The sequence below is a fragment of the Amycolatopsis sp. NPDC039088 genome (assembly GCF_055598845.1).
Genome location: NZ_JBVKAE010000064.1, coordinates 1 through 21,937, shown reverse-complemented (window position 1 = coordinate 21,937; position 21,937 = coordinate 1). Strand labels below are relative to the sequence as shown.

Sequence of the window (21,937 nt, the reverse complement as noted above, 5' to 3'; positions counted from 1 at the left end):
AACATGGTGATGCGCGACCTGCGCTACTTCGGGGATCCCGTGCTCAAGACCGTATGCGACCCGGTCACGAAATTCGACAAGAAGATCGAGGCGCTGGTCACCGACCTGATGGACGGGGTGAAACCGGCCGGGCGCGCAGGTCTCGCGGCGCCGCAGATCGGGGTCGGCCTGCGCGTGTTCAGCTACGACGTCGGCGGGCTGACCGGGTATGTGATCAACCCGGAGCTCGTCGAGCTCTCCGAGGAGACGCACGAGATCGGCGAGGGCTGCCTTTCCGTGCCGGAACTGTGGTTCCCGGTCGTCCGCGCGAAACGGGCCGTCGTGCGCGGGGTCAACCTGCGCAACGAACCGGTCGAGGTCGAAGGTTTCGACGTGCTCGCGCAGTGCCTGCAGCACGAGACCGACCACCTCGACGGCAAGCTGTACCTGGACCGCCTCACCTCCGAGCGCAAGAAGCGAGCGCTGAGCGAGGCTCGCGGCAAAGACTGGTTCTGGAACCGCTGACCTCCCCTCACATTTAGTCCTCTAAATGCGCTGGTTCGTAGGGCGAACTACCGCGTTCAGAGGACTAAACGCGGGGGTTGGGGAGTGTGAAGCGCAGGGTGCCGGACTCGCCGGGGAGGCGTTCGGGGCGGAGTCCCGCCCTGGCCGCGGTGCGGTAGAGGGAGTCGTCGCCGGGCAGGCAGACGGCGGCGAGTTCGCGCTCCCCCTTGGCCGTGGCGAGAACGGCGAGCCGGGAGAGCAAGGCCGTGCCGATGCCCTGCCGCTGCCAGGAATCCTCGACCAGGAGCGAGACTTCGGCCGCCCCGCCGCCGATGGCCGGGATCAGCTGACCGAGACCGATCACGTCGCGGCCGCAGACCGCGAGCAGGCTCACTCCGCGTGGCGGCATCAGGAGCCGGTGCAGCCAGCGACGCGGTACGGCGCGCATTCCGGTGTGGTAGCGGTGGAACAACGTCGTCATCGAGCATCTCTGGTGCAGCGCGGACACCGCCTCCGCGTCACCGGGGACCCCCTTCCGCAGGACGATCGCGGCGCCGTCGGGCCGGTCGAGCACGATCGGCCCGGTCACGTTGTCGCGGACGGCGGTCATCAGGCCGATCAGCGCGACGGCCCGGCTCAGTTCCAGTTCGACGAACGGCGACCACCGGCGCCGAGCGACGAACGCGGTTCCGTCCCCGGCGGGGAAGACCGCCCGGTGCCCGCCCTCCGTCCGTGCGGGGTTGGCCTCGATGGAGGGGACCTTCGTGACGACGTCGGCCGCGAGGACGCCGCGAAGCACCTCCGCGAGTCCGCCTGGATCCTCGACGGCCTGTTTGGCCGCGGTGAACGTCGCGGTGGCCGGATCGACCAGTTCGGCCAGGTCGGCGTCGATGACGGCGGAGCATTCGCAGCCTTCGTCACGGATCGCGTCGATGAGCAGTTGCCGGGGCAGACCCGCGGCAGGCCGCAGGACGATCTCGTCCAGCACGCCGCCGGGGACCGGCAGCACCGAGAGCCCGAGGATGTTGCACTCGAGGTCGGCCAGCCTGATCGCGATCCTGGCGAGGGTGCCCGGCCGGTCGTCCACGCGGATCCGGACCCGCCACGCCGACGCGGCCGCCGTGTCTGCACCGGGATGGACCTGAGTGGGCCGGATTCGATAGGTCTCCATGGCCTCAACGGTCCCCGCCGGTTGTTGCCTGCCCACGGCGCCGGTGTTTCGCTCAGGTCAGCGTTCGGCGCCGCCACGCAACCCCGGCGAAACACTCAGCGCGGTGAAAGCACGCTGAACTCGTTGCCCTCCGGGTCCACCATGGCGACGACGCCCTGTCTCGCCGAACCCTGGCCCGTCGCGCCGAGCTCCCGCAGGCGCCGGACCTCGGCGGCCCGGCTTCCGCCTCGCCGTGGCGCGATCTCGAACCGCAGGCGGTTCCCGTGCTGCTTCTCCTCCTGGGTGGCGAGGAATTCGAGCCAGGGGCCGCGGCCACCTCGCGGTCGCAGGCCCACGATCGACTTTTCCCGGACACCGATCTCCCGGCCGAGCGCCGCCGCCCAGAACCGCGCGAGCCGCTCCGGGTCCCTGGCATCGGCGACGACCGAGGCGATCGCCCCGGTGCCCGCGTACTGCTCGCGGGGTTCGAGGACACAGAACTCGTTGCCCTGGGGATCCGCCAGCACCACCCACGGCACCCGTTTCTCCTCCGGCGGGCCCTGGCCGATGTCGATGTGCCGTGCGCCGAGGGACAGCGCACGGTCCACCAGTTCGGCCTGGTGTTCCGGCGAACGGCTCGCCAGATCCAGATGCAGCCGGTTCTTGCCCCGTTTGGGCCCGGCCTCGGAACGGAAGGCCGGGTCGAACGGGGCGTCCCAACTGAACAGCCCTTCCCAGAAACCCGCCAGATCTCTGGGAAGGGCCGAGTCGAAGACCAGGTTCACCAGGTGTGATGCCACCCAGGTGAACCTAGACGAGACCACCGACATTTCTGGATGCCCGCCGCCGCGACAGCGAGACCTGCTGACCGGTTTGGCTTCCCCACCGACCGGTCATCGGGTCGCGAGCCGCAGAAGGGCCCAGAGTTGTCCCGCCATGTCCTGGTCTCCGCTGACCGTCACCGCCGTCGGACCCGCCCGGCCCCAGAGCCAGCGGTAGATCTTGTCCGGATGGCCGGTGACCAGGTCGTCCGCGCGCTGGGCGTCCTCGGCCGAGCATCGCCAGGCGATCGTTTCCGTCGGCCCGGCTCTGGCGATCCAGTGATGGCCCGCGGTGCGCACACCGACCGATCCGGTCTTCGTCCCGGACAGTCCCAGCAACGGCAGCCGCTGGCCGAACCAGAGCGCCAGCGCCTCGTCGATCCCGTCGAGTGCCACGTCTTCGGGGATCTCCGACACGTCCCGCCCGGCCGCGCTCTCCGCGTCGATACGGTGGATCGTCGCCTCGTGCGCCATCCGCCGCCGCCAGAACCCGTAGCTGCGGTCCGCCGGCCACCAGGTCGGCGCCGGTTCGTCCGCGTCGTGCGCGGACAGTTCGGCGACGAGTTCGTCCCGACCCTGGCGGAAGTACTCGTCCAGGGTCTGGCCCGGCCCCGGTTTGCGCTGCCAGTGCTCGGGACGACGCCCGTCGGTGATCCACCGGCGGGTGACCCGGTACACGCTGCCCACGTGCCGGAGCACCTCGCCGAGTGTCCAGCCGGGGCAGGTCGGGACCGGCGCGTCGGCGGACGCGTTGTGCGCCACCTGGGCCATCAGCTCGGTTTCGGCGCCGATCACCTCCAGGAACCTGCCCTGGTCGATCATGGCCTGCCCGGCCATCGGCCTCCCCCTCTCCGTGGCGCGCTAGGCCACATGCGCCGAATCACCCATCGGCAGCCCGTGCACCACCCGCCGGACCAGTTCCAGGAACACCGCGGCGGCCTTCGTCAGCCCGTCCGCCAGCTCGACGGTGACCTTGCCCGTGATACCCGCCTGCGCGGCGGCCCGCGTCGCGGAGTTGGCCGCGAAGAACGCCGCCCACTCCTTCAGCTCGGGCGCGACGGATTCGAGCAACACCCAGCCGCTCGCCGGCCGGGCACGGCCCCGGTGCGGACGGCCACGGGCCTCCAGCACCGCCGCCGCACCCCGCAACGCGGCGAGGTACGCGCCGATGAATCGCTCCGCGGGATCGCTCTCCCGCTCTGCTTCGCCAAGGCCACGCCTTGCCTGTGCGTACAAGGAGACCGCCGCGGGTGGTGCCGGCGGGCGCAACGACATCGGCAGGGCGGGCTGCGCGGAGCCCCCCGGCCTCTCGGCTTCGTCAGGGGACACGACCGAAACGGACATGACGACCCTCCTCCTGTACGTGAGCGCCGGCCGGTGCCCGGCGCCGAGGCGCTTCCCCCGCCCCCGCGCCGGGCACCTACCGGTGCGCGCTCACCGAATGTCGAACGTCTGTTCGAACAAGACCAATGTAACCCTGAAGTGCCCCTTTCTTCAACCCCGGCGACCTCGACTCCGTAACCGGGTGATCGCCGCATGTGGTGCGGGACACGGGATGGGGCTCGTGATCTCATAGGGCCATGAGCACCATCGACCAGTCCGGCCATCCCTCGGTGGCCAAGGTCGCGGCCGCACTCGCCGAGGCGGGTCAGCAGGCCGCCGCGGACGGGATCCGGATCCTCCCCGCCGAAGTCCGCACGGCCGCGCAAGCCGCCGAAGCCCTCGGCGTCGAGGTCGGCGCGATCGCGAACAGCCTCGTGTTCCGCAGCCGCACCGGCGACGTGGAGACGGCCTTGCTCGCACTGACCTCCGGCGCGCACCGCGCCGACACCGGGCTGCTGGCCACGCTGACCGGCGCCGACGAGATCGGCAAGGCGGACGCGGATTTCGTCCGCGCGCACACCGGGCAGCCGATCGGCGGTGTCGCCCCGATCGGTCACCCGAAGGCGTTGACGACCCTCGTCGACACCGCGCTGCGCGCCCACGACGTCGTCTGGGCCGCCGCCGGGCATCCGAAGTCCGTGTTCCCCACGACGTTCGAGGAGCTGGTCGCGCTGACCGGGGGCACTCCCGCGGCCGTCGCGGGCGGCGGGCAGGATGGACGCCCGTGACCGCGATGTCCTCGGAACGCACCCGCTACGTCCAGTTGTCCGCGGACGAGTTCCGCGCCCGGCTCCCCGAGGCGCTGACCATCTACGTCAACGCCATGCGCTACCCCGAAGGCACGGCGGAGCAACGCGCGCCGATGTGGCTCACGCACGCGCTGCGCGAAGGCTGGCGCTGTATGGCCGCGCTCGACGCGGACGGCGTCCTGCTCGGGCTCGCCTACGGCTACAAGGGCCGCGGCGGCCAGTGGTGGCATGAGCAGGTCCGTCACGGCCTGACCCGCCGCGAGGGACAGGCCGCCGCCGAGCACTGGATGTCCGACTACTTCGAGCTCACCGAGATCCACGTCAGCCCCGAAAGCCAGGGAAAGCGGATCGGCGAGGACCTCCTGCGACGGCTGCTCGACGGCGTGCCCAACGCCCACGTCCTCCTTTCCACGCCGGAAGGCACCAGCCGGGCCTGGAACCTGTACCGGCGCGTCGGGTTCGTCGATGTGTTGCGGGACTACCACTTCGCCGGGGATCCCCGGGCGTTCGCGATCCTCGGCCGGACGCTGCCCCTTTAAGGCTTCGTATAGGCGACGGCGAGCGCGGCGATGAGCACCACCGCGCCACACCAGCCCACCGCGCCCAGCCGCTCCCCGAGCACGGCCATGGACAGCAGCGCGGCCGTCAGCGGTTCGAGCAGGGCGGACAACGCGGCCGGCACGGGATGCGCGCTTTCCAGACCGCGGAAGTACGCGGCGTACGCCAGCGCCGTGGGCACGACACCGAAGTACAGGACGAGCGCGAGAACATCAGCGTGCGGCGGCACCGCCATCCCGAACCACGCCGCGGCGGGGGCGAGCACGGCGCCGCCGATCAGGCAGCCGAAAGCCGTGGTGGGCAAGGGATCCAGCCCCTCGACGCGGGTCGCGGTCACCAGGGTCAGCGCGGCGAACCCGGCCGCGGCGAGCAAGGCGAACAGCACTCCGGCGACGTCGACTTTCTCGCCGGGTGTCCACTGCAGCAGCGCGAGTCCGGTGAGGGAACCGGCCAGGGACACCAAGGTCCAGTGCGTGGGGAGTTCCTTGGTCCTGACGACCGTCACGACGGCGAGCAGCACGGGCGCGCTGCCGATGGTGGTCATCGTCGCGACGCTCACCGAACTCAGCGAGACAGCGGCGAAGTAGCTGGTCTGGAAGAGGGCGAACAGGCCGCCGACCATCAGGAGGCGACGGCGGACCTCTCGCGTGCGCGGAAGGCCGCGGAGACCGCCGGTGAGCCAGAGGTAGCCGGTGGCGATCACGCCGCCGATCAGCAGGCGGTAGGCCGCGACACTCAGCGGATGGAGTCCCGCGCGGGACGCCAGCAGGGATCCGGCGAGGCCGCCGGTCCCCCAGAGGACACCGGCGAGGACGAGCGCGACCGACGATCGGGCGCGCGTGGGTACGGCAACGGACATGGGGAAACGCTCCTGCGTCTGTGTCTGTCGGAAAGGACGTCGACGACGCGGGGTGCTTCAGTGCAGCACGGATCGGCCGGGCGGCTGGAACGCCGCGCGGCCGGAGACACCCCGCTCAGGAGGCGGGGGGTGGGGTGACGAGAAAGATCCGGTGCACGGGCCGAACGTATCAAGGGGGCGGCGGTGGGCGCACGTGAATTGAGGCACGGCGGTGCGGCCTGCAATGAAAGGTCCTTTCCTTGCGAATTTCGCAAGGAAAGGACCTTTCATGGCACTGCCGGGCGGCGAGACTGCGTCAGTCCAGCGCCGCCAACATCTCCCGCAAAGTGTCCAGCCCCATCCCGCCGAGCGCCAGCGCCCGCGTGTGGAACTGCTTGATGTCGAACGCGTCGCCCTGCCGGGCGCGGGCTTCCTCACGCGCGGCGAGCCACAGGCGTTCGCCGAGTTTGTACGACGGCGCCTGCCCTGGCCAGCCCAGGTAGCGGTCGATCTCGTCGTGCACGTGGGCCGGGTCGGTGACCGTCCGGGTGAGCATGAACTCCAGGCCGAGTTCGGGCGTCCACCGCTCGCCCTCGTGGAATCCGGTCCCGACCGGGATCTCCAGCTCCAGGTGCATGCCGATGTCGACGATCACCCGCGCGGCGCGGAACAGCTGCTCGGACAGCATGCCGAACAGTTCGCCGTCGTCGTCGAGGAACCCGAGGTCCTGCATCAGCCGCTCGGAGTACAGCGCCCAGCCCTCGGCGTGCCCGGAGGTGAACGCCAGCAGCCGCTGGTACTTGTCGAGCGACTCCGACTGGTCGACGGCGGTCGCGATCTGCAGGTGGTGGCCCGGCGCGCCCTCGTGGTAGACGGTGCTGACCTCGCGCCAGGTGGTGAACTCGTCCCGGCCTTGCGGCAGCGACCACCACATGCGGCCGGGGCGGGTGAAGTCCTCGCTCGGGCCGGTGTAGTACGCGCCGACGGTGCCACCGGGCGGGGCGATCTTGCACTCCAGCGCCATCACCCGGTCGGAGATGTCGAAGTGCTTGCCGCGCAACGACTTCAGCGCGTTGTCCGACAGGTTCTGCATCCAGGCCTGGAATTCCGCCCGGCCGCGCACTACGTACTTGGGGTCGGCGTCGAGGACGGCTGCTGCTTCGGCGAGGGTCGCGCCGGGTTTGATCCGGCCGGCGACCTCGATCATCTCCGCTTCGATACGGGTGAACTCGGCCCAGCCCCAGGCGTAGGCCTCGTCCAGATCGAAGGTGGCTCCGGTGAACAACCGGGACCAAAGCCGGTAGACCTCGGCGCCGACGGCGTCCTTGACCGGCGCCAGCGGGGCGAGTTCGGCGCGGAGGAAGCCCGCAAACTCCGCGTACGCCTCCTGCGCGGCGTGCGCGGCCTGGCCGAGCTCGGCGCGCAGCTTCTCGTCGACGTCCTTCGCCCCCGAGGCCAGCGTCTCGAAGAAACCGGTCTCGTCCTTCAGCCCCGCCCAGGTTTCGGCCTGTTCGGCGACCTTGCCGACCTGCCGCAACGCCGACACCCGACCGGCGCCCGCCGCCGCGAGCAGCGAGGCACGGAGGCCGTCGAGCGCCTCGGGCACCCTCGCCATCCGGGCGGCGATCGTCGCCCAGTCCTCCGCGGTGTCGGTGGGCATGAAGTCGAAGACCATGCGCAGTTCCTGGACCGGGCTTTCGATCACGTTCAGCGCCGCGATGTCGAGACCCGCCTCGTGGATCTCCAGCTGCAACCCGATCCGCTCGACGAAGACCGCCTTGGCCGCGCGTTCGCCGTCGTCACCCGGTTCGACCGCTTCGATCTCGGCCAAGGCGCGCGCGGCGATCGCGGCCCTGGCCGCGTGCCCGGCGGGCGAGTAGTCGGTCAGTTGGTCGTCGTATCCGGAGATGCCGAACGTCGTCGCCGCGACCGGGTCGGCCGCGGCGTACTCGTCGACGTACCGGTCACAGATGTCGTGCACACCGTGCGCAGTTGAAGCCATGCCCGGCACGCTACCGGGATGACGGGCTACTTCGGTACGGAGTTACGCCCGGGCCGGGACCAGGCCGAGCCTGCTGACCACCTCACGGGTGGCCTTGGACCGGTTGAACGTGTAGAAGTGCAGGTCGGGGACGCCTTCGGCGATGAGCCGCTCGCAGAGTTCGGTCACCGTGTCGATACCCGCCGCGCGGAAGGCCTTCGGGTCGTCGGCCAGCGGTTCGAGCCGGTCCAGCAGCCGCCGCGGCGCGGGCGCGCCGGACAGCTTGATCGACGTGTGCAGGGTCCGCAGCGTGGTCAGCGGCATGATGCCGGGGATGACCAGCGCCTCGCAGCCGGTGGCCGCGACCCTGTCCCGCAGGCGGAGGAAGTCTTCGGGCTCGAAGAACAGCTGCGCGATCGCGAAATCCGCGCCGGCGCGAAGCTTCCGGACGAGGTATTCGGTGTCGGCTTCGAGGTTCGCCGACCTCGGGTGACCATAGGGGAACGCCGAGACGCCGACGCAGAAGTCGCCGAGCGAACGCACCAGTTCGACGAGTTCCTCGGCGTAGTTGAGCCCCTCCGGATGCGGGACCCAGTCGCCGTAGACGTCGCCCGGCGGGTCGCCGCGCAGCGCGAGGATGTTCCGCACACCGACGGCGGCGTACCAGCCGATGACGTTGCGCAGCTCCGCGACGGAGTGGTTCACGGCGGTGAGGTGCGCCATCGGCACCAGCGTGGTCTCGGTGGCGACGCGGGCGATGCTGCGGATCGTGCCGTCGCGGCTGGACCCGCCCGCCCCGTAGGTGATCGACATGTACGCCGGGTCCAGCGGCTCGAGTTCCCGGATCGATTTCCACAGCACGGCCTCGTCGGCCGCGTCGCGAGGCGGGAAGAACTCGATGGAGAACACGGGTCCATCACCCTGCAACCGCTCGACCACCGACGTCATACCGCCATGTTAAGGGGGAAAGTCCGCTGGCTGGGAGCCCCCTCTCAGGCAATGGACATGCGACTTCAGCCACTCGCGCGGTTGCCGAGTGGCGTGAGCGTGGGGAGACTCGGGGGCGAGCACAGGGAGCCGCCATGAGCGCCGAAACCGACACCAGCTGGGACGAGGACGTCCGCGTCGCGGTCTACCGCGCGTTCGCCGAGCACGGGAGGCCGCCGACGGCACCGGAACTGGCCGACGCCGCCCACGGGTCGCTCGCGGTGGCGAAACAGGCGCTGCACCGGCTCGCCGAGCAGCGGCATCTGGTGCTCGACACCCGTGAGCACGTCGTGATGGCGCATCCGTTCGCGGCGATTCCGCTGGGGTTCTCCGTGATGGGCGAGCGGACGCTGTGGTGGGGCGGCTGCGCGTGGGACGCGTTCGCGATCCCGCATCTGGTCAAGGCCGAACCCGAGGTGCTGGTGTCCACGCGCTGCCGCGGTTGCGGTGAACCGCAGGCGTTGATGGTGAACGATCAGGCACCACCGAAGGGTGACCTGGTCGCGCATTTCCTGGTGCCGGTGGCGCGGATGTGGGACGACGTCGTGCACACCTGCGGCAACCAGCGGCTGTTCTGCGCTGAGTCCTGTGTGGACGAATGGCTGACGGAAACGGGGCAGGACAAGGGATATGTGCTTGACCTCGCGACGCTCTGGCGGCTCGCGGCAGGCTGGTACGAGGGCAGGCTCGAGCACGGGTACACCCGCCGGGACCCGGCCTCCGCGGCGGCGTACTTCGCGCAGGCCGGGCTGAGCGGACCCTTCTGGGCCTAGACCAGGAATCGCAAGGCGGCGGTGACGACGACGCCGCAGAGGATCGCGCCGAGCACCGGCACGCGCAGGACGTAGGTCACCGCGATCGCGGCCAGTCCGGCGCAGAGCGTCCAGTCGACCCCGGACCAGGCCGGACCGGTCACGTCGGTGAGCACGAGACCGGCCAGGAGCGCGGGTGCGAGCAGCGCGATGACCCCGGCCAGCCGCGGCGGCAGTTGCCGGTCGCCGAGCAGGACCGGGCCCGCCGCCTTGAACCCGATGCTGACCAGCGCGACGGCGACGATGGCGATCCAGAGTGTCATCGCCGGGCCCCCAATCCCACCAGCGCCGCCGCCGAAGCGCCGATCAGCGCGAGTCCCACCGGAACGAACAGCACCAGGACGCCGGCGAGACAGGCGGCGAGCGCCGCCGTCCAGACCGCCTCACGCGAGCGGCGGAGCTCGTCGATGAGCAGGACCAGGAAGAAGCCGGGGAACACGACGTCGAACCCGAAGCGCGCGACGATGTCCGGTGACGGGGCGGCGAGAACGCCCAGCACGGTGCCCAGGACCCACGCGGGTAGCTGGACGAGCGTGCAGCCGATGAGCTTCTCGCGGTCGAAGCGCCCGCCGCCGAGGTGGGCGGCGACCCACGAGCCGTCGACGACGGCCTGGCCCTCCCACGCGCGGCGCAGTCGCCCGCCGCGCAGGTCCGCGGCGACGGCGGCGCCCATCGGCAGGAAACGGGCGTTGATCAGGGCCGCGGCGCCGACCGCGACGGCGATGTTCCCGCCGCCCGCGAGCGCGGTGGCCATCGCGAACTGGGCCGAACCGGAGAACACGAGGATCGACGCGGCGATCGGGGCCGCGATCCCCCAGGCGAGAGTCTGGCTGTAGGCGCCGAAGGTGACACCGAGGACGAACGTCGCGACGCCCAGCCCGAGTCCGACTCGGGCGCCGGACAGATAGTGCTGCCGGAGCGTGGTCATACGACCAAGCCTAACAAGCTAAACTGAGTTTGACCATTAGGAGGACCTGTGGACGACCACTGGGACGGCTACGACAGCATCGGCGGGAGTGTGCCGTTGGACCTGGTCAACACCGTTTCCTGGCGGCGCGATCCGGCCAGGCGGGAAGACCGGCTTTCGGACCCGGCGCGACTGTCCGAATGGGTCGTCCTGGTCGGCGCGGGTAGCGAACGGCTGGAGATCTCCGAAGCCGTCATGAAGACGGTGAAGACGTTCCGCGAGACGCTCTACCGCGTGCTCGTCTCGGATCCACCGGAGGTCGCGGCGCTGCGAAAGCCCCTGATCGAGGCGTACCGGCACGCGTCGCTGCCGTCGTCCTTGCCACTGCGATGGGTGGTGCCGCTGGAGAACGGCGACGCGCTGCCGCACTTCCTCGCGCTCGCGACCGAGGACCTGCTCAGGTCCGGGGAGCTGGAGCGGATCCGGGAGTGCGAGGGGCCGGGCTGCGGCTGGGTCTTCACCGATCACACGCGCAACCGGTCGCGGCGCTGGTGCAGTTCGGCGGACTGCGGGAACCGGGCACGGGCGAAGCGGCACTACGCCAAAACCCGCGTTTAGTCCTCTGAATGCGGTAGTTGCGCGTGCAAGGACCGCATTGAGAGGACTGAACGCGGCGAGTTCCGCCACATTCGACGGCACCCGACTGGGTCACGAGGACGTCCTTCCCGGAGGATGTGGGCATGGACACGTCCGCCTACGACGCCGATCTGCCCGCCAACGTCGAGCGGGCGCTGGCGGGGTTCCTCGAGCGCGCCGGTGCCGAAATCCGCCGCACCGAACCGAGTGTCGGCGTCGGGATCGACGCACTGGCCGGGTTCGTGCTGGGCGGCGGCAAACGCCTGCGCCCCACGTTCGCCTGGTGGGGCTGGCGCGGCGCGGGCGGCGATCCGGCGGGGCCGGACGTCGAAGGTGTGCTGCAGGCGGTGGCGAGCCTGGAGCTGATCCAGGCGTGCGCGCTGATCCACGACGACCTCATCGATTCCTCCGATTCGCGCCGCGGTTCGCCGACGGTGCACATCGCGGGCGCGAAGCTCCACGCCGACAGCGGCTGGCTGGGTTCGCCGAGCACGTTCGGGCTCGCGACCGCCGTCCTCGTCGGCGACCTCGCGCTGGCCTGGGCCGACGACATGTTCGGCGAGGCCCCGCTGCCGCCCGCGGCACTGGCCGCCGCGCGGCCGGCGTGGCGCGCGATGCGCACCGAGGTGCTCGCCGGGCAGTACCTCGACGTCCGCACGCAAGCCACCGGCGACGCCTCCCCCGAGGCCGCGCTGCACATCTGCAAGCTCAAGACGGCCGCGTACACCGTCCAGCGCCCGCTCCACCTCGGTGCCGCGCTCGGCGGGGCCGACGACGCCCTGATCGCGACGCTGCGCGAGTTCGGTGACGAGGTCGGCGTGGCGTTCCAGCTGCGGGATGACCTGCTCGGCGTCTTCGGCGACCCCTCGGTCACCGGGAAACCGGCAGGCGACGACCTGCGTGAGGGCAAGCGCACCCTGCTGGTCGCGCTGGGTCTGCAGCGCGCGGCCGAACAGGGCAAGGACGCCGCCGCACGGGTCATCTCCGACGCCATCGGCGACGCGCAGCTGTCCGAGGACGCCGTCGAGACCGTGCGCGAGGCGCTGCAGGACGTCGGCGCGGTCGACGCGGTGGAACGCCGGATCGACGAGCTCACCGAGTCCGCGATGGCGGCGCTGGACCGCGCGCACCTGGCCGAACCGGCCCCCGCCGCGCTGACCGGGCTGGTCGTCAAGGCGACCCAGCGGACCTACTGATGCGCACTGTCACCGGTCCGAGTGACCACGTGGTGGTGATCGGTGGCGGGCTCGCCGGGTTGACGGCGACGCTGCACCTGCTCGGCGCCGGACGCCGGGTGACGCTGCTGGAACAGGACAAAGCCCCCGGCGGCCGCGCCGGGCAGGCGAACTTCGGCGGCAACACCGTCGACACCGGGGCCAGCGTGCTGACCATGCCGGAGCTGCTCGACGAGGCCTTCGCGGCGGTCGGCGAATCACTGGCGGGCAACCTGACGCTGACCCGGCTCGACCCGGCCTATCGCGCCCGGTTCGCCGACGGCAGCACGATCGCCGTGCACACCGACGCGGCGGCCATGGAGGCCGAGATCCGCGCGGCCGCCGGTCCGGCCGAAGCCGAGGGTTACCGTCGGCTGCGGCGCTGGCTGACCGAGTTGTACGCGGCGCAGAAGGACCACTTCATCGGCGCGAACTTCGACTCCCCACTCGATCTCGTGCGCCCGGAACTGGCGAAGCTGGCCGCGCTGGGCGGATTCGGACGGCTCGGCCCGAAGATCGGCGGCTTCCTCCGCGACGACCGGGTGCGCCGCCTGTTCTCCTTTCAGGCCCTCTACGCGGGTCTCGACCCCGCCCGCGCGATCGGCGCGTACGGCGTCATCTCCTTCATGGACACCGTCGGCGGTGTCTACTACCCGTCGGGCGGGATGGGCGAGATCGCACGGGCACTGGCGGCCGCGGCCGAACGGGCCGGCGCGGAGGTGCGGTTCGGCACCGAAGCCGCTTGGCTGGAAAGGGTTTCCTCGCGGGTGCGCGCGGTGCGGACCCGCTCGGGCGAGCGGATCCCTTGCGACACCGTGGTTCTCGCGACCGAACTCGGCACATCGTACCGGCTTCTCGGCGCCCGCCCCCGGCGTCCGTTGCCGCTGCGGTACTCGCCGTCGGCCGTCGTACTGCACGGGCACGCGCCGAGGCCGTGGCCGGATTTGGGGCACCACACCATCTTCTTCGGTCACGCCTGGGAACAGACCTTCTCGGAGATCATCCGCGAAGGCAAGCTGATGAGCGACCCTTCGCTGCTGGTGACCCGGCCGACCGCGACCGAACCGGGCCTCGCCCCCAGTGGCGACCAGGTGATCTCGGTGCTGGCCCCGGCACCGAACCTGCGCCGCGGCAAGATCGACTGGGACCGGGTCGGACCCGCTTATCGCGCGGAACTCCTGCGCACACTGGAAAAGCGCGGCCTCACCGGCTTCGCGGACGAATTCGTCATCGACGAGATGATCACTCCCGCCGACTGGGCGGAGCGCGGGCTCACCGCGGGCACTCCGTTCTCCCTCGCGCACACTTTCGCCCAGACCGGCCCGTTCCGGCCGGGGAATCTGGTGCGGGCGGCGGAAAACGTCGTACTCGCCGGATGCGGGACCACACCGGGCGTCGGCATCCCGCCGGTGGTGATCTCCGGCAGGCTCGCGGCGGAAAGGGTCACCGGGCGATGAACGAGCTCGACGCCGCGGGTATCACCGAACCGGCGTTGCGGGCGGCGTACACCGCGTGCCGCCGGATCAACGCGCGCCATGGCCGCACCTTCTTCCTCGCGACCCGGCTGCTGCCGCCGCGGGCGCGGCCGTTCGCGCACGCGCTGTACGGCTTCGCGCGGATGGCGGACGACCTGGTCGACAATCCCGCGCCCGGCACCGATCCCGCGGCCGCGCTGGACGAGATCGCCGGTTCGGCAGGGCGGGTCTTCGACGGCGCCACACCCGCCGATCCGGTGCTGGCCGCGTTCGCCGACACCGTCCGCCGCCACGACCTGGACCGCGGCCTGTTCGACGCGTTCCTGCGGTCCATGGCGATGGACCTCAAGATCACCGAGTACGCGACCTACGCCGATCTGCGGGAGTACATCCACGGTTCGGCCGAGGTGATCGGCCTGCAGATGCTGCCGGTTCTGGGCACCGTCGTCCCGGTCGCCGACGCCGAGCCCGCCGCTGCCGCGCTGGGCGAGGCGTTCCAGCTGACCAATTTCCTGCGTGACGTCGGCGAGGATCTCGACCGGGGACGGCTTTACCTGCCCACCGAGGAACTGGCCGCGTTCGGCGTCGACCGCGAACTGCTCGAGTGGTCGCGTTCCCGAGGGCTGCCGGACCGGCGGGTGCGGCGCGCGCTCGCCGTGGCGGTGGCGCGCAACCGGGCGGTGTACCGCCGCGCGGAAGCGGGAATCCCGTTGCTGCGCGAGGAATCCCGGTACTGCGTGCGGACCGCGCTCGTACTGTACGAAGGCATCCTCGACGAGATTGTGACGCTCGATTACGACGTGCTGAACACCCGCGCGGTCGTGCCGCGCCGCCGCCGGGCGGGGGTCGCCTTGCCGGGTCTGCTGGCGAGCGCGTGGAGCAACTCCAGGCTTAGGGTGCGGTCATGACCACTGCTGCGAACAGGAAGATCCGGATCGGCGTCCAGCTGCAGCCGCAGCACGCCGAGTACAAGGCGATCCGCCGGGCGGCCTCGGAGGCCGAAGACCTCGGTGTGGACATCGTGTTCAACTGGGACCACTTCTACCCGCTGTTCGGCGATCCCGACGGCCTGCACTACGAGTGCTGGACGATGCTGGGCGCCTGGGCGGAGTCGACGTCGCGGGTCGAGATCGGCGCGCTGGTGACGTGCAACAGCTACCGCAACCCCGAACTGCTGGCCGACATGGCCCGCACCGTCGACCACATCTCCGACGGTCGGCTCATCCTCGGCATCGGCTCCGGCTGGTTCGAGAAGGACTACGACGAGTACGGCTACGAGTTCGGCACCGCGGGCGGGCGGCTCGACAACCTCGCCGAGGCGCTCCCCCGGATCGAGAGCAGGCTCGGCAAACTGAACCCGGCGCCGACCCGCAAGATCCCGGTGCTGATCGGTGGCGGCGGCGAGAAGAAGACGCTGCGCCTGGTCGCGAAGCACGCCGACATCTGGCACGGCTTCGGCGACCCGGAGGTCGTCGAGCGCAAGGTCAAGATCCTCGACCAGCACTGCGCCGACGTCGGCCGCGACCCGAAGGAGATCGAGCGTTCGGTCGCCGTCGACGGTGACCCCGAGGAACTGGGCCCGAAGCTGCTGGAGCTGGGTGTCTCGCTGTTCACCGTGGCGACCGGCGGACCGGACTACAACCTCGACAAGCTGCGCGCCTGGACCCAGTGGCGCGACAAGCAGCAGTCCTGACCCGCTTTCGCGCGCCATGAAAGGTCCTTTCCTCGCGAAATTTGCGAGGAAAGGACCTTTCATGGCGTCTCGGGTGGCTTACGCCGGTGAGCCGCCACCCGCTCCCGGGTAGCGCACCGCGTCGAGCAGTACCGGCGCGGGCTCCCGCCGCCCAAGTGCGCGAAGGGTTTCCCGCAGCCCGAAGCGGCACACAGCCCGCCCGGCGGCGCCTGACGGTCCGCCAGCAGTACCGCGAGCGCCAGCGCGGACGACGTCACCAGCCAGGCACCCCACGGTCCGTCATCGTCGGCGTCCACGTGCAGATGCCAGCCGAACCCGTCGGCGTGCTCGGTCAGCCGCGGCGGATGCGCGTACCGGGCCAGCAGCCGGTTGAGCACCCCGGCCGCCTCCGCGGCATCCCGCGCCGCGAAGACCTCTCGCAGTTCGAGAGCCGCTTCACGCAGCGAAGCCACATCCGACGACGTCAGGCGAACGTCGGTTTCGCCGTGAGCCTCCAGGACCGCCTGGACATCCGAAGCCGAAGGCGATCCGAGCAGCACCTCCAGAAGTTCCACCGCTCGCTGCGCCGCCGCCCGGGCGGACCGGCCCGGCAGGAAATCCCGCTGCGCTGAAGTCATATCCCACTGTAACGTCTTTTTCATGAGAGGCCGTTACAGACTCGCCGTCTACCTCACCGGAGCGACGATCGCCAGGACCGGTGACGAACTGTCCGGACCCGCGTTGCTGCTGCTCGGTCTCAGCATCGACGGCTCGGCCGCCACCGGATCCGCGCTGCTCGCGGGCCTGACGATCGCCGCGGCGGCGGGCGGGCCGCTGCTCGGCGCGCTGCTCGACCGCAGTCCCCGGCCGGGACGGCTGCTGGCGTGGGCGCTGCTCGCCTACGCGGGCGGGCTCGGCGCGGTCCTCGCGCTCGTCGAAGTCCCCGCCGCGATCGCGGTCGCCGTCGCGGCAGGACTGCTCAACCCGGCGCTGGCAGGCGGCTGGACGGCTCAGCTGCCCCACGTCCGCGGCGGGACATCGCTGCCGAGGGCGAGCGCGCTGGACGCGATGACGTTCACCGCGGCGAGCCTCATCGGGCCGGGCCTGGCCGGGCTCGTGACCGCCTACGCAGGCGCCCCGGCCGCGGTCGCCGCCGCGATCACCCTGGTCGCCGCGGCCTTCCCGGCCGCGTGGTCGCTACCCGCCGCCGAAGCCCAGCCCGCGAAACCGATCCGCCGACGGCTCGCCGAGGGGTTCTCCGTCCTCTTCCGCAATCGCTCGCTGCTGCGGGCGACCGCGACGTCCACGGTGTCCTTCGTCGGCATCGGGATCGCCGTGGTCTGCTACCCGCTGCTCGGCGCCCAACGGCTGGGGAACGCGGGATTCGGCGCGCTCCTGCTCACCGTGCTGGCCGCCGCGTCACTGGTCGCGAACGCCGTGCTGGCCCGCAAGCCGCCACCACCGGATCGCACCGTGCTCGCCAGTACCGTCCTGCTGGCCGCCAGCCTTCTGCTCGCGGCGGCCGGGCATGACGTGGCGACCCTGCTTGCCGCCGCCGTGCTCGCCGGATTCGCCGAAGGACCGCAGCTTTCGGCGTTGTTCGCCATCCGGCATCGTGAAGCGCCCGCGGGGGTGCGGGCACAGGTTTTCACGACGGCGGCGAGCGTGAAGATCACCGGACTCGCGGCGGGCGCCGCGGCCGCGGGACCGTTGAGCGCACTCTCCGTAACCGCCGGGCTGTGCGCCGCGGCGGGCTGCCAGCTGCTCGCGGCTGCGACATATGCCCTGGTCAGAACGTCCGGACGGATTAGAACGCCATCGCCTGCGCGCGCCGTTTGACCTCGGTGCCATGGCTGGTCCGGAGCGCGTTGACCGGAGTCGCCCCCGGCAGGGTGTCGTCCTCGGCGAAGAGCCAGCGCAGCATCTCGGTCCGGGTGAAACCGGAGTCCGCGAGCACGGTGATGGTGCCGGCCAGCCCCTTGACCACGCCGTCCTTCACCAGGAACGCACCGGGGACGTACAGCTCACCCTTGCGCCGGACGGCGATCAGATGACCGTCACGCAACATCTGGCGGACCTTGTTGGCCGAAACGTTCAGCGCGGTCGCGACCTCCGAAATCGGAAGAACGGCCACATCTGCACCGAGAACGTCGTCGGCGACGGGAATACCACTCACAGGTGACACTGTGCCACATTCCGTCTCGTGTCCCGTTACTGCGCACGGGTGACGACCTCCGGCATGACGGAAAGTGCCCGTTCGGTGACGCATACCGACGTTTCGACGAAATGACGGAAATCGTGATCCCTGCCGGGCCAGGTCCCGTACACCAGAACATGGGCACTTCCGTACGATCCATAGCCGTGACACGCACGGACCCCACTCTGGTGGGCACTCTGCTCGAGGGCCGTTACCGGGTGGACAAGCTGCTCGCGCGCGGCGGAATGTCGTCGGTGTACCGCGGCGTCGACACCCGCCTGGACCGCCAGGTCGCCATCAAGATCATGGACCCGCGCTTCGCCGACGACAGGTCGTTCGTCGAGCGCTTCGAACGGGAGGCCCGCTCGGCGGCCCGGCTGCACCATCCGCACGTGGTGGCGGTGCACGACCAGGGCTTCGACACCCCCGGCGGGGAGGAGTCCGGTCGCGCGTTCCTGGTCATGGAACTCGTCGACGGCGGGACCCTGCGCGAACTGCTCGCCGAACGCGGCCCGCTCGACGTCGCGCTCGCGCTGAGCATCGCCGAACCGGTGCTGTCCGCACTCGCCGCGGCCCACGCGGCCGGACTGGTGCACCGCGACGTCAAACCGGAGAACGTGCTCATCGGCCGCGGCGGCACGGCGCTTTCGGGCGGCGTGGTCAAGGTCGGCGACTTCGGCCTGGTCCGCGCGATCGCGAGCGCGGGGACCACGAGTTCGAGCGTCATCCTCGGCACCGTCGCCTACGTCTCGCCCGAACAGGTCGCCACCGGTGCGACCAATTCCAGCGGCGACGTCTACTCCGCCGGGATCCTGCTGTACGAAATGCTCACCGGGCAGGCGCCCTACACCGGCGACACCGCCATCTCGGTGGCGTACCGGCACGTCAACGACGACGTCCCGCGGCCGAGCGAACTGCGGCCGGGCATCCCGCCCGCGCTGGACGAGCTGATCCTGCGCGCCACCCGCCGCGACCCCGAGCAGCGCCCGTCCGACGCGGCGGTGTTCCTCGCCGAGCTGAACCATCTGCGCACCGTCCTCGGCATCCCGGCGGTCCCGGTACCCGTGCCGCTGCCGCCCGACGCCGACCGGGAGACCGACGCCGAACGCACCACCCCCGGCATCCCGGCCGTCCCGGCGATGAACGCCGCCACGGCGACCACGGTGCTGGCCCCGGTCGCCGAAGCGACCTTGCCGGTCACCGGCCCGCGCGGGACGCAGGCACTGCACCGGGAACCGCAGTTCCCGCCCACCCCGCCGCCCGGCACCCAGCCGCCGCGAACGCCTCCCCCTCGGCCCAAACCGCCCGCGGACGACGAAGACCGGCCGCGGTCCCGCAAACGCCTCTACGTGATGATCGCGGCCGCGGTCCTGGTCCTCGGTGGCCTGATCGGCGCGTTCGCGTTCATCCTCAACGACTCCGGCCCGACGTCGTCCTCGGTGCCGAAGCTTGCCGGGATGAACCAGGCCGCCGCCGGCGACGCGCTCCGATCGGCGAAGCTGACCCCGGCCTACACCGAGGAGTACAGCGACACCGCGGCGCAGCATACGGTGATCCGGTCCGATCCGGCGGCGGGCACGGCGCTCGCGCCGGGCTCGACGGTCAACGTGGTGCTGTCCAAGGGCCGCCCGATCGTGCCGGACATCCAGGCCGGGACCAGTCAGCAGGACGCCGAGACGGCGATCAAGGCCGCACAGCTGACCCCGGTGCAGGGTGAGCAGGAATTCAGCGACGTCGCCAAGAACAAGGTGCTCCGTGTCGACCCGAGCCCCGGTTCGCAGCTGAACATCGGCGGGCAGGTCACGATCATCCTGTCGAAGGGCCCCGAGCCGCTGCCGCCGGTTCCCGACGTCACGGGCCAGAGCAAGGACGCCGCGTTCGTGATCCTCCAGCAGGCCGGTTTCCAGCCGTTCCAGGCAGGCGAGGAGTTCTCCGACCAGTTCGCCGCCGGCCAGGTGGTCCGCACCGATCCGAAGGGCGGCGGCAAGGCGAGCAACCGCCGTATCGGGGTGTTCGTTTCGAACGCCGTCGAAGTACCGAACGTGACCTTCAAGCGGATGGAGGAGGCTATCCAGATCCTGCGGCAGGCAGGTCTGGAGCCCGACCGTCAGGGACGCGGAAACGGCAACGGTCACGGCGGCGGAAACGGTGGTTTCGACTTCGTCCTGGAGCAGGATCCGCAGCCGGGCACCAAGGTCCCGAAGGGGTCAAAAGTGCGGATCAGGGGCTTCGGGTGACGCGAAAGGTGCGGTGAAACCGTTCAGTAGCGGCATGGTCATCGGATACCGTGAACCACATGGTGGTCTTTGACGGCGTGAGCGGCGTGTCAGCCAGGTGCGCCCCACCGAGTCCGCGATGAGCTTCTTCACGGACGGTCCGCGCGGCCGTCCCCTGTTCCCGGTGCCGGAACAGGAGCTGTTCGGCTACAACGGCCGCCCTTGGGTGGACCCACCGCGCGAGTACATCGTCCCGGCGATCCTGCCCTGGTCGATGCCGCTGGGCCGCGCCGAGCGGACCATCGTCGCGCTGCGCGGTATCGAAGTGTGGCCGGAGTCGGTGACCTTCCAGCTGTCGGTGTACTCGCGCGACCTGCTGCTGGACGAACCCGCCGAAGGCCTGATCGACCACCGCCGCGTGCCGGACTACAACGCGTTGCTCGTCGGGGTGCTCTTCCCCGACGGCCGCCGGGCCAGCTCGGAGACCATCTCCGTACCGTCGGCGTCGAAACCGGACCAGCCGGTGCTGCGCGCGCAGGGCCTCGGCGGTACGTCGTTCCACGTCGACCACGAGATCTTCCTGTGGCCACTGCCGCCCGCCGGGCCGCTGGAGTTCGTCGTCCAGTGGCTCGACCGCGACATCGAAGAGTCGCGGACCGCGCTCGACGGCACCGCGATCCGCGACGCCGCCAAGGAGGCGGGCGAGATCTGGCCCGGCCTGCCCGCCCGCGAGGCGCACGGACTGCCGGTCCGCCGGGTCGGGGCGCAGGCGATGATCACCCCCGCCTGGCCCCGCGACTCGCAGGCCCCGCCTCCGCTGCCGCAGCCTCAGCGGCTGTCCCAGTCGGCCCCGCCTGCCCCGCCACCTGCTCAGACGCCCGCTGAGGTGACGGCGGACCGGCCACGGCGTGGTGCGCCGCTGCCGACCCGCCTCCCCCGCCGGGCTCGCTGAACCGTCGCCGCTCAAGCTGGTCGAGGCCGCGCCCGCTCACTTCGCCGTGAAAGCCTCCTTCCCTACCCTCAGAGTCAGGGTTCCGGCAAAGTCGGGATCTTGCAGGTCAGACGACTATTCCTGCACTGTCACGGGCCGCGCACCAGGGGCGGAGCTTGATCAACGGAAGATCAGGGACACTCGATGTCCCCGATCTTCCGTTGATCAAGGGCGAGCCGGGGTAGGGCAGGCCTGATTCTGGACGCCAGTCGGGCTTCAATGTCCACAAGGGACACCGCCAGCCGATCGAGTGTCCGATTGATGCCGCTATATACGTTTCCGTGCGGGGTCGTGAGTGTTAATGAGGGTTAGAACGACCCACATCACTCACGACCCGCTCGCAAAACCCCGCAACTCGCCCAAATCAGGCACGTTTGTCCCGAGAAGTGTCCCTTATGGACAGTCAGGAGCCAGGTGAGGCCCCTTTTGCGTGAATCCGCTCCCGCCGGGTCCGCCACGACACGTTCGCCTTGAGCCGCGCTAGCAATGGAGCCGACCAGCGATTATGCGACTTTGCCGGGGCCCTGCCCTCAGAGTCAGGGTCCGGGCAAAGTCGAGATCGTGCAGGTCGGGGACCTCTTCGTCATGGCACAGGCCGACGTCTATGAAGGAATTGGGACGTTGAGTGTCCCAATTCCTTCATAGACACGGGGTCGCACCCCGGTTGCGAAGCTTGATCAACAGAGTTTCAGGGGCATGCCCCTGAACGTGGTGCACCTCGAGTGTGAAGGAGGCCTTCACCACCCGCGAACCGTGACGCCCCCACGGACCTGTGAATCGCCCCGGGTTCGGTAGAGACTCGTTGTTGGGGTCAGGCGACCAGGCTGATCAGGTCGCCGTCCGCGTACAGGGTCTCGAACTCGACGG

The 21,937-nt window shown here is 70.5% G+C and carries 23 protein-coding genes; 12 read left to right on the top strand and 11 right to left on the bottom strand.

Annotated elements, in window-relative coordinates:
* The first annotated feature begins 3 nt into the window (after window positions 1–3).
* Entirely contained in the window at window positions 4–504 is a 501-nt protein-coding gene (gene def, locus ACZ7KI_RS41650; protein ID WP_470278513.1) for a peptide deformylase, read from the top strand.
* Between the two features lie 64 nt (window positions 505–568).
* On the opposite strand, the gene ACZ7KI_RS41645 is transcribed toward def, so the two are convergent.
* From ACZ7KI_RS41645 to ACZ7KI_RS41630, 4 genes are all read right to left on the bottom strand, one after another.
* Window positions 569–1,654, bottom strand: coding sequence for a GNAT family N-acetyltransferase (locus ACZ7KI_RS41645; RefSeq protein WP_470278512.1), 1,086 nt, complete (start codon window positions 1,652–1,654; stop codon window positions 569–571).
* Window positions 1,655–1,749: 95 nt separating this feature from the next.
* Window positions 1,750–2,433 (bottom strand): VOC family protein, encoded by a 684-nt coding sequence (locus ACZ7KI_RS41640; RefSeq protein WP_470278511.1) that lies wholly within the window; start codon window positions 2,431–2,433, stop codon window positions 1,750–1,752.
* A gap of 93 nt (window positions 2,434–2,526) precedes the next feature.
* Complete coding sequence (locus ACZ7KI_RS41635) at window positions 2,527–3,291, bottom strand: maleylpyruvate isomerase family mycothiol-dependent enzyme (RefSeq protein ID WP_470278510.1); 765 nt, start codon at window positions 3,289–3,291, stop codon at window positions 2,527–2,529.
* A 24-nt stretch (window positions 3,292–3,315) separates the two neighbouring features.
* Window positions 3,316–3,798 (bottom strand): SAV_6107 family HEPN domain-containing protein, encoded by a 483-nt coding sequence (locus ACZ7KI_RS41630; RefSeq protein WP_470278509.1) that lies wholly within the window; start codon window positions 3,796–3,798, stop codon window positions 3,316–3,318.
* A gap of 236 nt (window positions 3,799–4,034) precedes the next feature.
* On the opposite strand from ACZ7KI_RS41630, the gene ACZ7KI_RS41625 reads away from it, so the two are divergent.
* Both ACZ7KI_RS41625 and ACZ7KI_RS41620 read left to right on the top strand, forming a co-directional pair.
* Window positions 4,035–4,565, top strand: a complete 531-nt coding sequence (locus tag ACZ7KI_RS41625; RefSeq protein ID WP_470278508.1) for a YbaK/EbsC family protein — start codon at window positions 4,035–4,037, stop codon at window positions 4,563–4,565.
* Window positions 4,566–4,570: 5 nt separating this feature from the next.
* A complete protein-coding gene (locus tag ACZ7KI_RS41620) occupies window positions 4,571–5,125 on the top strand; it encodes a GNAT family N-acetyltransferase (RefSeq protein ID WP_465463642.1) in 555 nt (184 codons plus the stop codon).
* Here ACZ7KI_RS41620 and ACZ7KI_RS41615 read toward each other — a convergent pair.
* The 3 genes from ACZ7KI_RS41615 to metF all read right to left on the bottom strand — a co-directional run bounded on the left by ACZ7KI_RS41615 (window position 5,122) and on the right by metF (window position 8,911).
* Window positions 5,122–6,003, bottom strand: a complete 882-nt coding sequence (locus ACZ7KI_RS41615; protein WP_470278507.1) for a DMT family transporter — start codon at window positions 6,001–6,003, stop codon at window positions 5,122–5,124. The genes ACZ7KI_RS41620 and ACZ7KI_RS41615 overlap by 4 nt on opposite strands.
* Before the next feature lie 295 nt (window positions 6,004–6,298).
* A complete protein-coding gene (locus tag ACZ7KI_RS41610) occupies window positions 6,299–7,984 on the bottom strand; it encodes a DUF885 domain-containing protein (protein ID WP_470278506.1) in 1,686 nt (561 codons plus the stop codon).
* 42 nt (window positions 7,985–8,026) lie between these two features.
* Window positions 8,027–8,911, bottom strand: a complete 885-nt coding sequence (gene metF, locus ACZ7KI_RS41605) for a methylenetetrahydrofolate reductase [NAD(P)H] (RefSeq protein ID WP_470278505.1) — start codon at window positions 8,909–8,911, stop codon at window positions 8,027–8,029.
* Between the two features lie 134 nt (window positions 8,912–9,045).
* Between metF and merB the strand changes: the two genes are divergently transcribed.
* Entirely contained in the window at window positions 9,046–9,723 is a 678-nt protein-coding gene (gene merB, locus ACZ7KI_RS41600; protein WP_470278504.1) for an organomercurial lyase, read from the top strand.
* On the opposite strand, the gene ACZ7KI_RS41595 is transcribed toward merB, so the two are convergent.
* Window positions 9,720–10,025, bottom strand: coding sequence for an AzlD domain-containing protein (locus tag ACZ7KI_RS41595; protein WP_470278503.1), 306 nt, complete (start codon window positions 10,023–10,025; stop codon window positions 9,720–9,722). The two genes, merB and ACZ7KI_RS41595, sit on opposite strands and share 4 nt — an antisense overlap.
* On the bottom strand, window positions 10,022–10,690 hold the full coding sequence (locus ACZ7KI_RS41590) for an AzlC family ABC transporter permease (RefSeq protein ID WP_470278502.1): 669 nt from the start codon (window positions 10,688–10,690) through the stop codon (window positions 10,022–10,024). Before ACZ7KI_RS41590 ends, ACZ7KI_RS41595 begins: the two co-directional genes overlap by 4 nt.
* A gap of 48 nt (window positions 10,691–10,738) precedes the next feature.
* On the opposite strand from ACZ7KI_RS41590, the gene ACZ7KI_RS41585 reads away from it, so the two are divergent.
* From ACZ7KI_RS41585 to ACZ7KI_RS41565, 5 genes are all read left to right on the top strand, one after another.
* The gene (locus ACZ7KI_RS41585) at window positions 10,739–11,287 is read left to right on the top strand and encodes a CGNR zinc finger domain-containing protein (RefSeq protein WP_470278501.1); all 549 of its coding nucleotides are present in this window, start codon (window positions 10,739–10,741) and stop codon (window positions 11,285–11,287) included.
* A gap of 122 nt (window positions 11,288–11,409) precedes the next feature.
* Complete coding sequence (locus ACZ7KI_RS41580) at window positions 11,410–12,501, top strand: polyprenyl synthetase family protein (RefSeq protein ID WP_470278500.1); 1,092 nt, start codon at window positions 11,410–11,412, stop codon at window positions 12,499–12,501.
* Window positions 12,501–13,976 carry a phytoene desaturase family protein gene (gene crtI, locus ACZ7KI_RS41575; protein WP_470278499.1) on the top strand — a complete coding sequence of 492 codons (1,476 nt, stop codon included), beginning with the start codon at window positions 12,501–12,503 and terminating at the stop codon, window positions 13,974–13,976. Before ACZ7KI_RS41580 ends, crtI begins: the two co-directional genes overlap by 1 nt.
* Window positions 13,973–14,902 carry a phytoene/squalene synthase family protein gene (locus ACZ7KI_RS41570; protein WP_470278498.1) on the top strand — a complete coding sequence of 310 codons (930 nt, stop codon included), beginning with the start codon at window positions 13,973–13,975 and terminating at the stop codon, window positions 14,900–14,902. Before crtI ends, ACZ7KI_RS41570 begins: the two co-directional genes overlap by 4 nt.
* Window positions 14,899–15,687 carry an LLM class F420-dependent oxidoreductase gene (locus ACZ7KI_RS41565; RefSeq protein WP_470278497.1) on the top strand — a complete coding sequence of 263 codons (789 nt, stop codon included), beginning with the start codon at window positions 14,899–14,901 and terminating at the stop codon, window positions 15,685–15,687. Before ACZ7KI_RS41570 ends, ACZ7KI_RS41565 begins: the two co-directional genes overlap by 4 nt.
* Window positions 15,688–15,746: 59 nt before the next feature.
* Here the strand turns inward: ACZ7KI_RS41565 and ACZ7KI_RS41560 are convergent, their stop codons facing one another.
* Entirely contained in the window at window positions 15,747–16,304 is a 558-nt protein-coding gene (locus tag ACZ7KI_RS41560; protein ID WP_470278496.1) for a CGNR zinc finger domain-containing protein, read from the bottom strand.
* 22 nt (window positions 16,305–16,326) lie between these two features.
* On the opposite strand from ACZ7KI_RS41560, the gene ACZ7KI_RS41555 reads away from it, so the two are divergent.
* A complete protein-coding gene (locus ACZ7KI_RS41555; protein ID WP_470278495.1) occupies window positions 16,327–17,505 on the top strand; it encodes an MFS transporter in 1,179 nt (392 codons plus the stop codon).
* Here the strand turns inward: ACZ7KI_RS41555 and ACZ7KI_RS41550 are convergent.
* Window positions 17,474–17,842 carry an Rv2175c family DNA-binding protein gene (locus tag ACZ7KI_RS41550; RefSeq protein WP_470278494.1) on the bottom strand — a complete coding sequence of 123 codons (369 nt, stop codon included), beginning with the start codon at window positions 17,840–17,842 and terminating at the stop codon, window positions 17,474–17,476. The genes ACZ7KI_RS41555 and ACZ7KI_RS41550 overlap by 32 nt on opposite strands.
* Before the next feature lie 185 nt (window positions 17,843–18,027).
* On the opposite strand from ACZ7KI_RS41550, the gene pknB reads away from it, so the two are divergent.
* Both pknB and ACZ7KI_RS41540 read left to right on the top strand, forming a co-directional pair.
* Window positions 18,028–20,100, top strand: a complete 2,073-nt coding sequence (gene pknB, locus ACZ7KI_RS41545; RefSeq protein ID WP_470278493.1) for a Stk1 family PASTA domain-containing Ser/Thr kinase — start codon at window positions 18,028–18,030, stop codon at window positions 20,098–20,100.
* Window positions 20,101–20,218: 118 nt separating this feature from the next.
* Complete coding sequence (locus ACZ7KI_RS41540; protein ID WP_470278492.1) at window positions 20,219–21,031, top strand: hypothetical protein; 813 nt, start codon at window positions 20,219–20,221, stop codon at window positions 21,029–21,031.
* The last annotated feature ends 906 nt before the right edge of the window (window positions 21,032–21,937 follow it).